This window comes from Myxococcales bacterium, from assembly GCA_016720545.1.
Classification (GTDB): Bacteria; Myxococcota_A; Polyangia; order Polyangiales; family Polyangiaceae; genus JAAFHV01.
Map to the genome: position 1 here is coordinate 50113 of JADKKK010000019.1, position 11738 is coordinate 61850.

Sequence of the window (11738 nt, forward strand, 5' to 3'; positions counted from 1 at the left end):
CCACGTGGACACGTAAAGATTGGGGGGACGCCACCGCGCTCGGCGGCGGCGCGGGGCTCAGCTTGGCGCTCGGGAGAGCTCCACCAGCGCGGGCACTTGCTGCGCCAAGGTCACGTCGATCTCGTCGAGCAGCGCCTCGAGCTCGTTGTAGTCGAGGTTCTGGAGCTCGAGCGCGCTCGTGAGCACGACGTTGTCTTCCTCCAGGCCGAAGCTCGTGTGCACGAGCGTGCTGGCGTTCAGCGACAGGAGCCGACGAAAAAACTCGGAGCCGCCCTCGGCGGGCGCCTTGCCGACGTTGACCCGCGTCACGACGAGGGGCGGGTCTACGTGTAGGGCGATGGGCGGGGCCGCCTCGCTCGTCGCGCCGAGGACGTAGGTCCCGTCCTCCAGCGGCGAGAACCGCCGGTTCATCTTGGTCAGGTACGCCTCGACGTCTTTCTCCGTGCGCATTCTACCCCTCGCGTGCAGATGATCGCGTTCCGTGGGCGCGAGCGCGCCCCACCTCCGCCCCGCTCAACGCAACGGGAAGGAACGTGACCACTCTACGGCATACCGCCAGGCTTCGGCGTCCATTCCGCTTTCAAACGAAATCGCCCGCGCGCTGTGCTACGTTTCCGGCCACATGGTGGCGGACTCCAGGATCCCGTCGGGGACCATCCTCGGCGGTAAGTTCCGCATTCGCCGGCTCTTGGGACAGGGCGGCATGGGCGAGGTGTACGCGGGCGAGGGGCGCCGCGGCGAGAAGGTCGCCATCAAGGTGCTCCACGACCGCGCCGCGAAGGATCCCGACCTCGTGGCGCGCTTCAACCGCGAGGCGGAGATCGCCCGCAGCATCCATTCGGAGTACGTCGCCGCGGTGCTCGGCTCGGGGAAAGAGCGGGACGGGCGCCTCTGGATAGCCTTCGAGCGCCTGGTGGGCGAGGGGCTCGACGAGCGACTCCGCCGCGAGCAGTACCTCGCGTTCTCCGAGGTGGTCCCGATCGTCGACGACGCGCTGCAGGGCCTCATCGCGGCGCACGACGCCCGCGTCATCCACCGCGACATCAAGCCCGCGAACCTGTTCGTCGAGAAGCGAAAGCTGACGCACGCGGAGCTCGCGGGCGGGGCGCGCGAGGAGCGCACCCGCATCCTCGACTTCGGGGTCTCCAAGCTCCGCCCGGCGGCCGACCGCAACGAGCCCTCGCTCACCGCGTTCGACGCGACCTTGGGCAGCTTTGCCTACATGGCGCCCGAGCAGGTGCGGGGCTCGGCGCGCGTCGACGAGCGCGCCGATCTGTACGCGCTCGGCGCCGTCGCGTTCCGCGGGCTCACCGGGCGACTCCCGTTCGAGGGCACGAACGCGCTCACGCTGGTGGCGCTGAAGCTCGATCGCGATCCGCCCAGCCTCACCTCCACGACCGGTGACGAGTGGCCCCAGGCGATCGAGCGGTTCCTGGGCAAGCTCATGGCCCGCGAGCGCGAGAACCGCTTCCGCACGGCCGCCGAGACCCTCACCGCCTGGCGCGCGGTGTCCACCGCGATGGACGACGTGAGGCACCGGCCGCGCAGCGTCGGCGAGCCGGCCCCCGAACCCGCCGAGCCGACGCAAGGCACGTTCGCCGACGACTACGAGCTGCCGTATCGGCGCTGACTGCAGGCACCGGAGCGGGACCGCGCGGCGCCGACTACCTGCACTCGGGGAAATGTCTGAAGGTCGGATCCGAAGTCTTCATCTTGGCGCACCACTCGGGGCGCTGCTTCGGAGGCGGCGGTGCGGCGCTCGCGGACGGCGGCGGGGGCGCGACACGGGGGGCCGTCGGGTGGGCGGTCGTCACTCCTACGGGCGCCTTCGGCTCGGCCGCGAGCGCGACCCGCTCGGCGTCGGCCGACGCGGGCCCGACCACCAGCTCCTGCCGCGCGTAACCCGCGCGCGAGACCGTGAGCTTCACGCTCTCACCCGGCGCGAGCGAGACGTGGGCGAAGCCGCGCTCCACGTGCACCAGCGTCCCCGACGGGAGCGCCACCTGCGCGTCGACGGGCTCGATCGCGACGATCACGACGCGCTTCGTGACGACGGGGGCCGCCGACGCCACGACGACCGCGACCGCGGCGCTCGTCGAAGCGGAGGGGGGGGGCGCGAGCGCGCGGATGGTGGGTTGCGCGCCAGCGCCCTTGTCGCGCAGGGCGAACGCAACGACCGCGGCGATCGCGAGGAGGACCCCCATGCCGAGGCCCAGCGCGATCCCGAGGCGGCCGCCCCCTCCGCGAGACTGCGGGAGCATGGTGCTCGCGGCGGCGCCGTGGAAGTAGTCGGCCGGAGCGTTGAAATTGCCCGAGCGCGCCATGAGCTCGCCCACCGCCTTCGGGGGCTGCCCCGCGAGCAAGAGGTCGAGGTCGGCGACGAGCTCGTCGGCCGTGGCGTAGCGCCCCTCCGGCTTCTTGGTGAGGCACTTCAGGATGATCGCCTCGAGCCCGGGGGAGACGGCGTTCGGAGGCACCACGAGCGTCCGCGGCGCGGGCGGCGCCTTGTACATGTGCTGGGTCAGGATGCCCATGTAATTGTCGGAGTCGAACGGCACCCGCCCGCAGGCCATCTCGTAGAGGATGATGCCCATGGCGTAGAGATCGCCACGGCTGTCGACCGAGAGCCCGGCGGCCTGCTCCGGGGACATGTAGTGCGGCGTGCCGAACACGCTGCCGGTCCGCGTGAGCCGCGTCGCCGCGTGGGTGACCTTCGCGATGCCGAAGTCAAGTATCTTGACGAAATCGTTCTCGCCCCCCCGCGACACGAGCATGATGTTGTCGGGCTTGAGGTCGCGGTGGACGATGCCAGCGGCGTGCGCGGCAGACAGACCCACGGCCATCTGGCGAGCGATCTTGAGGAGCCGCGGGGTGGGGATCATCCGGAGCTGGTCGAGCAGCCCGCCGAGGCTCACGCCGTCGAGGTACTCCATGACGAAGTACGCGGCCCCGTCCGGGAGCATGCCGAAATCGGCGACGTCGGCGATGTGGGGCGAGCCGATCGACGACGCCGCGCGCGCTTCGTTGAAGAACCGCTCGAGCATGTCACGATCGTCGGCGAGCTCCCGCTTGAGCACCTTGATGGCCACGCGCTTGGCCAGGGTGCGGTGGCGCCCGGCGTAGACGATGCCCATGCCGCCTTCGCCCAGCACCGAGTCCACGAGGTACCGCCCCTCGATTACGGTGCCGAGGTACGGATCGGCCCCCGCAGACGGGGGCGCCTGCGCGGGGCCCCCGACGATGTGGAGCGTGTCTCCGTCCGGGTCCCTCGCCATGCGGCCAACTCTACCCTCGGCCAGCCTGGCGCGCCAAGCGCGCAGGTTCTCGCCGGGGGTCGGGCGGCGCGGCGCTCGCGACGGCGTGCGGTTTCGTGGTAACTGCACCACGCGTTCATGGGCTACCCCCTCACCGTCGCTCTCCGTTACCTCGTCTCGAAGAAGCGCTCCTTCATTTCGGTCGGGACCGCGTTCGCGATGTTCGGGGTGATGATCGGCGTCGCGGCGCTCGCGACGGTCATGAGCGTCACGGGCGGATTCCAGAAGCAGTTCCGGGACAAGGTGCTCGGGGTGAACGCCCACGTCCTCGTGCTGAAATACTCGGTCGACTTCCGCGAGTACCCGGACGTCATGAAGAAGGTCGCCGACGTGCCCGGCGTCAAGGGCGTCGCGCCGTTCATCATCAACCCGATGATGGTCACCCACGGGGGCCGCACGGCCACCGGGGTGCTGCTGAAGGGCGTCGACCCCGAGTTCATGCCGAAGGTGCTCGACCTCCCGAGGCACATCGTCGAGGGAAACCTGGACGGCCTGCGAAAGCCGGGCGCGAAGCCGCCCGAGCGACGGGTCGAGCCGTTCGACCCTTTCCCGTCCAACTCGGGCGCCCGCGATGGCGGCGCGAGCCGCTCGGTCCTCGGCGATCTGCACGCGGCGGGGCTCGATCCCGATCGCTCGGACGCCGGCGCGCCCGACGACGCGGCCGCACCGACCGCGGCCCCGGCCCCGACGGTCGTCGGCGCCGTCACGCCCGACGGCGGCTACGCGAGCCAGCTCCCCACGAACGACGACGACGTCCTCCCCGAGTCGGTCGATCCCGATCCGTGCAAGAGCCCGGAGCAGATCAAGAAGCTGCCCGGCGTGGTGATCGGGCGGACGCTCGGCCGACAGCTCGGCGTGAAGCTCGGCGACTGCCTGCAGATCACCTCGCCGACCATCGGCGTCTCCCTCGGCGCGAGCGGTGCGCGACCGCCGATCGCGAAGCAGTTCCGCGTCATCGCGGTCTTCGAGGCCGGCTTCGACCAGTACGACTCCAAGCTGGTGTACACCGACCTCTACGAGGCCCAGGGCTTCTACGACCAGGGCGACAGCGTCACGGGGGTCGAGATGACCATCGACGACATCGACAACTCCGGGGCCATCGCGAAGGAAATCGACCGTCGCCTCGCCAACGGCGTCTACCACACGCTCGACTGGCGGGAGCTCAACCATGGCCTCTTCACGGCGCTCCTCATCCAGCAAATCGGGATGAGCTTCATGCTCGCCCTGAACATCCTCGTGGCGGCGTTCACCGTCGTGGCGGTGCTCATCATGGTCGTGCTCGACAAGAAGCGGGAGATCGCCCTCTTGAAGGCCCTGGGCGCGACCGACCGCGCCATCCTCCGCATCTTCCTCTACCAGGGCACGCTCATCGGCGTCGTGGGGACGGGGCTGGGTCTCCTCCTGGGGTACGCCTGCTGCCGAGCCATCGCGGCCTACCCTTTCCCACTCGACCCCAAGGTCTACTTCATCTCGCACTTGCCGGTCCTCATTCGGCCGAACGAGTTCCTCATCACGGGCGCCATCGCCGTGTTCATCAGCAGCGTGGCCACCATCGTCCCCGCGCTCTACGCGTCCCGCATGCGGCCCGCCGACGGGCTGCGGGCGGAATAAGGCACCTAGAGACATCGCCCCGCGCCGTTCTCGTCCGCTTCCTCTCGAGAAAGTCGGTCCAGTCGGCGGCAATCGGAGCTACTGTGCCTCTTTCATTGGCCGCCGTCGGCGGCGGTGCGAGCGTAACCACCGAAAGGGGCGCGATTCTTCATGCGATGGCTCGTCGAGGTGTCGGCGATTGGGAAGGGCGACCCGCAGTCCTTCTGCGTCGAAGCAGAGACCTGGCAGCGAGCCCTCCAGCTCGTCCGCGCCCACCGGGGCGAGACCAGCCCGATGAGCGGGTTCTCCATCGAGCTGCTGGAGGCGGGCTACCGGGCCGTCGATCCGGTGGCGCGCCTGCGCTTCGTCGTCAAGCGAACGACCGACACCGCGGCGCTGACGCCCCTCGACAACCAGGCGGCCGCGCCGGCCGCGGCTTCGGCGGGGTCGGCCGCTCCTGGCGCCACCACCAAGCCTTCCGCGACTGCCCCTGCCGTGCCGGCCGCCGCTGGCCCCAAGCCGGCCGTTGGCTCCAAGCCTGCGGTCGCCGCCGGGCCTGCCCAGGCCGTCGGGTCCAAGCCCGCCGCCTCCGCCGCCGTCGGCTCCAAGCCCGCGGTGGGCGCGAAGCCCGCGGCGGCTGCGCCAGGCGCAGCGGCTCCGCGACCCGGCGGGACGAGCGCCGCACCTGCCACCGCCACGAAGCCGTCGGCGCCGCGCGCCCTGCCCGCGTCGCTCGCGAACTCCACCGACCTCGACACCACGGTGAAGACCGTGGATCCGCTCGACGTCGCGGGAAACGCGAGTCGCAACGTCTTCGAGAGCGCGACCGTAGAGGTTCCCGTGGTGCCCGTGCCCGCGCCGGTGGCGCCGCAGGGCGCCCCGGCTGAGCCTGTGCCCGACAACGCAGCCGCCGTCGGGTCGGGGCTGGAGGTGCTGTCGCGTCGAGAGCACTCGCCCACCGAGAGCCTCCCCCTGAGCTACCGGGAGTACGCCTTCCTGGTGCAAGCAGGGACGAAGGAGGGAGCCGCGGTCGGGTTGCTGCTCGCGCAGCTCGAGCTGGTGCAGGCCGCCCTAGGCACCGCGCAGACCGGGAAGCTGGTGCAGCTCGCAGTGTTCGACGAGCGGTTCGAGGGGAAGGCCAGCAAGCCTCCGCTCGCGACGCTCACCTGGAAGGACTGGCGCGGCGATCCAACGGTCCACTTCCCGAGGCGCGCAGCCCCGGGATCCAAAGCGTCCAGCGCGCCGGCGGGAGCGCCAGCGGCCGCAGCGCCGCCCGCGGCCGTCAAGCAGACGCTCGTGGAGCCCGTCACCACGCTCGACGACACGCGCGCGATCCGCCCCGCCGAGGGGCGCACCGAAGAACCCCTCCGCATCGTCGTGCCCGCCGATCTCGAGCGCACGGCGGAGCGGCCGGCCCCGCGCGCCCGGGCCGCGGCGCCGCGACCTTGCTCGGCGTGCCGCAGCTGGTCGAGCCTCTCCCGCCGAACGCGCCGGCCCCCGCCCCGCACACACTCGCGTCCGCGAGCCCCGCGTCCGCAAGCCCCGCGTCCGCAAGCCCCGCGCCCCGACCCGCGAGCGTCCCGCCTCCCGCCCCCGCCACCCGACCCGCGAGCGTCCCGCCTCCCGCCCCCGCCTCCCGACCCGCGAGCGTGCCACCTCCCGCCCCCGCCGCGCGCCCTCAGAGCGTGCCACCTCCCGCCCCCGTCGCGCGCCCCCAGAGCGTCCCGCCTCCCGCCCCGGTCGCGCGCCCCCAGAGCGTCCCGCCTCCCGCCCCCGCGCCCGCTCCGGCGGGGCCTCTGGTGCTGCCACGCTTCACGCCGGGCCCCGGGGCCGTCGCGATGGTGCCGCCGGCGCCGGCGCCCGCCCCCGCGCGCTCCGATGCCGAGTCCCCCTTCACGCCCCCCCCGGGGAACGTGACCGTGGTCATCCCGCCCCGATCACAGACGGGCACGCGGGTCTCGGGCGACGAGCTCATCGCCACCTTGTTCGAGGCGATGCACGACCTCCACTTCCTCCAGGACGCCATCCAAGGCGCCGATTTCTGCCTCCAGCTCGCGATCGGCGTCATCCCCTCGCGGGCTGGCTACGCCCACTTCTTCGACGTCGAGAAGCGCGAGTTCGTGCTGGTCCGCGCCAAGGGCGAGGACACGGAGGACCTCGTCGGCAAGCGCCACCTCGAGGCGGAGCCCCTGCTGTCGGCGGCCGTCCGCACCAAGAAGGCCATCCTCAAGGACGCCAACGACGCGCTGACGAGCCGCTACATGACGCTGGGCGGGGCCACGAGCGTCGTGCTCTGCCCCGTCTTCGTCGCGGGCCGCGCGCTCGCCATCCTCGAGCTCGTCAACCCGTCCGACGGCGCGCCGTTCACGCAGGCCGAGGCGAACGCGCTCACCTACATCGCCGAACAATTCGCCGAGTTCCTGTCCTCACGAGGCCTGGTGTTCGATCACGGTCGCGCACGCGCGGCCCAAGGCTGAGCTAGATTCCCTTGAGCTCGCGGACGCGAGAGGCACGCGGCGCGCGGCGACCCCGCTTCCCCGCGGAGCCCGCGGAGGAACGCCGTGGCGCGCGAGGCTGAGCGATCCCGGCGGGACCGCCTGACCCGCTTCGTCCTTCTGCCGGCCGTCATCGTCGCGGTCGCGGTCCTCGCCTACTTCACCTTTCGGACCACGCTCCAGCTCGACACGCTCCGCAAGCAGTCGGTCCTCGAGGCCACGCTCGCGCTCGCCAACGAGAAGGCGACCCGCCTCGACCGCCAGATCATCGATCAAGACAACGTCGTGCTCGCGATCGCGGACCCCGCGCAAGCGGAGCACCTCACCGAGCGCTGGCTGCCTACGGCCCAGCGCGAGACGCCCTCGGTGCGAGCCATCCTGGTGCTCGACGAGACGCGCACGGTGGTCGCCTTCGCATCCCGCGCGCGCGGACCGTTCGCCGAGGAAGAGGCATTTCGGCGGCTGCTGACCGAGCGGCTGCTCGACGACATGCCACCCGCGGTCGAGGCGCTGCGGCACCTGCACCGGACCTACGGCGCGGAGAGCTACCTCATCTCGTACTGGCTCCGCCCAAGCGACGCGCGCACCTACACGATCGTGGCGTGGCACGACATCGGGCGCATCGTGAAGGAGACCCTGCCGACCCTCTACGGGGATCGCTCGGTCCCGGGGGCGCTCCTGGCGCAGAACACGAGCCGCGCGAACATCGTCGACGAAGAGGGCCGCATCGTCTTCGGGCCCCCGCTCCGCAGCGGCGGCTTCACCGTCGGCGTGCGCTTCCCGACGACGCTCTACAACTGGCGCGTGCAGGTCTCGCCGGTCGGCGAGGACGAGTTCACCGTCAACGTGAAGCGACGACGCGTGCTCGAGATCGCGACGGTCGGCCTGTCGTTCGTCGTGCTCGTGGCCGGGGTGCTCACGATCCTGCTCGCCGCCGAGACCGAGCGCCAGGCCTCGGCGCTGAAGAGCGAGTTCGTCGCGAACGTCAGCCATGAGCTCAAGACCCCGCTCGCCCTCGTCCGCATGTTCGCCGAGATGCTCCAGAGCGGGCGCGTCAAGAACGAGGAGAAGCGCATGGAGTACCTCAACGTCATCGTGAGCGAGAGCGAGCGGCTCTCGAGCCTCATCGAGAACGTGCTCGACTTCGCCCGGGTCGAGCGAGGTCGCGCGAGCTACGATTTCTCTCCGGGCGATTTGGGGGAGGCCGTCCGCCGCGCCGTGAACGTGTACCGCTACCGCGCGGAGCGCGAGGGCGTGACGCTCACGCTCGAGGTCGAGGAACGCCTGCCGGAGGTGCTGCTCGACGCGCGGGCCATCGAGCTCGTGGTCATCAACCTACTTGACAATGCGCTAAAATATGCGCCCGACGGCAAGGAGGTCGCCGTCTCCGTCAGCCGGGTCGGCGACGACGTCACAGTGTCCGTGACCGACCAGGGCCCAGGGATCCCCGAGGCCGAGCGCCAGCGTATCTTCGAGCGCTTCGTCCGCGGCTCGTCGGCGACCGCCCGCGACGGGAAAGGCGCCGTCCGAGGCAGCGGCATCGGCCTGTCGCTCGTGCAGCACATCGCCGAGAGCCACCGCGGCCGAGCTTGGGTCGACAGCGGGCTCGGGCACGGGGCGACGTTCCGCTTCTGTGTACCTCGCCGCACGGGGCCCGCGCCCCCACGCGCCGCCTGAACGCCCCCGGCCGGCCGCGGCGGCGCGCGCCCCTTGCATTTCGCGTTGACGCGTGTCTTAAGCACGATATCGTTGGCCTACGGCAACTACGACGGGGCTCGCCTGCGCGTGCCCACGTGTGACTGCGGCCTCCGAGCAACTCGGGAGAACGGGAGAGTAGGTTTTTTTCATGGCGACGAATGGGAACGAGGAGGCGAAGCTGTTTGTGGCGGGCCTTCCCGATAGTGTGTCGGAAGATGTGCTGAAGCAGCTGTTCGAGGCGACCGGTGGCAAGGTCGTCAACATCAGCCTCCCGAAAGATCGGGAGACCGGGCGCCCACGCGGCTTTGGCTTCGTGACGCTGGCCACACCGGCGGAGGCACAGGCCGCGAGAGAGGCCCTCGACGGCTCGCTCCAGGCGGGCAAGTCGATCTCGGTGCGGCCGTTCCAGGCCGAGCCGCCGCGCCGCGACGGCGCGGGCCCAGGCCCCCGCGAGGGTGGCCGCGAGCGCACGTACGGTGGCGGCGGACCCACCGGAGGCGCCCCGGGTGGCGGGGGCGGTGGCCCGGGGGGCCCAGGCGCCCCCGACCGCACCCTCTACGTTGGCAACCTCCCGTACGACTGCACGACGCTCGAGGTCGAGACCCTCATCAACGAGGTCGTGGCGGAAGAGGGCTCGGTCGTGCGCGTTCACCTGCCCATGGATCCCGACGGTCGGAAGCGTGGCTTCGGCTTCGTCACGATGTCGAGCAGCGAGGCGGCGAAGGCCGCTGCCGACGCGCTCCGCACGGGCACCCTGCGCGGGCGCCCCCTCAAGGTGAACCTGGCCCACCCGAAGGGTGAGCGCCCGCCTCGCGAGGGCGGCGGGTACGGCGGCGGCGGCGGCGGCTTCGGTGGTGGTGGCGGCGGCGGCGGCGGTGGTGGCGGCGGCGGCGGCTTCGGTGGCGGTGGCGGCGGCGGCGGCGGCGGCGGCTTCGGTGGTGGCGGCGGCGGCGGCTTCGGCGGCGGCGGCTTCCCGGCGGGCGGGGGCGGCGCTCCGCCTCCCCAGCGCAAGACCTTCGACGACCGGCGCCGGAAGCCAGGCGGGGGCGGCTCCGAAGAGGGGCGCCGTCCCAAACGCGAGCGCGACGAGCCCCAAGCAGACGACTGGGACGACGAGTAGACCGGCACAGTTCTCGCGCGCGGCGGACGGGCTGCTCTGGCCCGTCCGTTCGCTTTTTGTAGCGGATCCGCTCGGCGGCCGGGCTGGCCTCATCGTCGGGCCAGGCTTGACTCCATGAAACTCGCGGGATAAGTCACCGGCTCCCTTTTGGGTGCACTTCGCTTTTCAGGTGTTCGTGCGACTACGCGCCGTCGGGGCGCACTTCGGTTCAAGGATTGGCCATGCGAGACCTCATCAAGATGACCTGCGCGAACTGCAACCGCGCCAACTACACGACCACCAAGAACAAGCGGACGATGTCCGAGAAGTTCGAGATCAAGAAGTTCTGCTCGGCGTGCCGCGCGCATCACCCGCACAAGGAAGGCAAGATCTCGAAGGGCTGAGCCCGGCCCCGCTTCGCTCTTCCGCTCCCTTCCGTTCCGCCCTCCCGGCCCCCGCCGCGGACGGTCGTCACGCTTCCTTTTCCGCGCGCCAGCATCGGTGCTTGGCGCGCTTCCGGTGACCACGGGCCCTCGTGCCCCGAGAGGAGATTGGACCGCCGATGATCTTCGACTGGCTCTACGGCCTGTTCTCGAACGATCTCGCCATCGATCTCGGGACGGCGAACACGCTCATCTACGTGAAGGGCAAGGGCATCGTCTCGTGCGAGCCCTCCGTCGTCGCGGTGCAGCGCGACAGCCGTGGGGGCAACAAGGTCCTCGCGGTCGGGCGTGAAGCGAAGGAGATGCTCGGCCGCACGCCGGGCAACATCCGCGCGGTGCGACCCCTCCGCGACGGCGTCATCGCCGACTTCGAGATCACCGAGGCGATGCTGCGGTACTTCATCGCGCGCGCCCACAACCGCCGCACGCTGGTGAAGCCGCGCATCATCATCTGCGTCCCCTTCGGCATCACCGAGGTCGAGAAGCGCGCGGTGAAGGAGAGCGCGGAGAGCGCCGGCGCGCGCGAGGTCTACCTCATCGAGGAGCCCATGGCCGCGGCCATCGGCGCGGGCCTGCCCATCACCGAGCCCTCCGGCAACATGGTCGTCGACATCGGCGGCGGCACCACCGAGGTCGCCGTCATCTCGCTCGCCGGCATCGTGTACTCGCAGAGCGTGCGCGTCGGCGGCGACAAGATGGACGACGCGATCATGGCGTACCTGAAGCGCAAGTACAACCTCGCCATCGGCGAGCAGACCGCCGAGCGCATCAAGATCACCATCGGCAACGCCTACCCGCTCGACCAGCAGCTCACGATGGAGGTGAAGGGCCGCGACCTCGTCGCGGGCGTGCCCAAGACGGTCGTCGTGAACTCCGACGAGATCCGCGAGGCGCTCGCGGAGCCCACGAACGCGATCGTCGAGGCCGTGCTGCTCGCCCTCGAGAAGACCCCCCCCGAGCTCGCGGCCGACATCGTCGACAAGGGCATCGTGCTCACCGGCGGCGGCGCGCTGCTCAAGAACCTCGACGTGCTCCTGCGCGAAGAGACGGGCCTGCCCGTGATGGTCTGCGACGACCCGATCAGCGCGGTCGTGCTCGG

General features: G+C 71.1%; 10 protein-coding genes. 8 read left to right on the forward strand and 2 right to left on the reverse strand.

Annotation, left to right across the window (positions count from 1 at the left end; genetic code table 11):
• Positions 1 to 57: 57 nt before the first annotated feature.
• Complete coding sequence (locus IPQ09_24800; GenBank protein MBL0197388.1) at positions 58 to 450, reverse strand: CesT family type III secretion system chaperone; 393 nt, start codon at positions 448 to 450, stop codon at positions 58 to 60.
• A 172-nt stretch (positions 451 to 622) separates the two neighbouring features.
• Between IPQ09_24800 and IPQ09_24805 the strand changes: the two genes are divergently transcribed.
• Positions 623 to 1630 (forward strand): serine/threonine protein kinase, encoded by a 1008-nt coding sequence (locus IPQ09_24805; GenBank protein ID MBL0197389.1) that lies wholly within the window; start codon positions 623 to 625, stop codon positions 1628 to 1630.
• Between the two features lie 34 nt (positions 1631 to 1664).
• Here IPQ09_24805 and IPQ09_24810 read toward each other — a convergent pair whose 3' ends face one another.
• A complete protein-coding gene (locus IPQ09_24810; protein MBL0197390.1) occupies positions 1665 to 3275 on the reverse strand; it encodes a serine/threonine protein kinase in 1611 nt (536 codons plus the stop codon).
• 117 nt (positions 3276 to 3392) lie between these two features.
• On the opposite strand from IPQ09_24810, the gene IPQ09_24815 reads away from it, so the two are divergent.
• The 7 genes from IPQ09_24815 to IPQ09_24845 all read left to right on the forward strand — a co-directional run.
• Positions 3393 to 4925 (forward strand): ABC transporter permease, encoded by a 1533-nt coding sequence (locus IPQ09_24815; protein ID MBL0197391.1) that lies wholly within the window; start codon positions 3393 to 3395, stop codon positions 4923 to 4925.
• A gap of 150 nt (positions 4926 to 5075) precedes the next feature.
• Positions 5076 to 6821: a hypothetical protein gene (locus IPQ09_24820; GenBank protein MBL0197392.1), complete on the forward strand. Its 1746-nt coding sequence runs from the start codon at positions 5076 to 5078 to the stop codon at positions 6819 to 6821.
• 2 nt (positions 6822 to 6823) lie between these two features.
• Complete coding sequence (locus IPQ09_24825; protein MBL0197393.1) at positions 6824 to 7381, forward strand: GAF domain-containing protein; 558 nt, start codon at positions 6824 to 6826, stop codon at positions 7379 to 7381.
• A gap of 84 nt (positions 7382 to 7465) precedes the next feature.
• The gene (locus IPQ09_24830; GenBank protein ID MBL0197394.1) at positions 7466 to 9076 is read left to right on the forward strand and encodes a HAMP domain-containing histidine kinase; all 1611 of its coding nucleotides are present in this window, start codon (positions 7466 to 7468) and stop codon (positions 9074 to 9076) included.
• A 169-nt stretch (positions 9077 to 9245) separates the two neighbouring features.
• Positions 9246 to 10217 carry a hypothetical protein gene (locus IPQ09_24835; GenBank protein MBL0197395.1) on the forward strand — a complete coding sequence of 324 codons (972 nt, stop codon included), beginning with the start codon at positions 9246 to 9248 and terminating at the stop codon, positions 10215 to 10217.
• Between the two features lie 221 nt (positions 10218 to 10438).
• On the forward strand, positions 10439 to 10600 hold the full coding sequence (gene rpmG / locus IPQ09_24840; GenBank protein MBL0197396.1) for a 50S ribosomal protein L33: 162 nt from the start codon (positions 10439 to 10441) through the stop codon (positions 10598 to 10600).
• A 158-nt stretch (positions 10601 to 10758) separates the two neighbouring features.
• The coding region (locus IPQ09_24845) for a rod shape-determining protein (GenBank protein MBL0197397.1) at positions 10759 to 11738 on the forward strand (980 nt) is incomplete at its 3' end.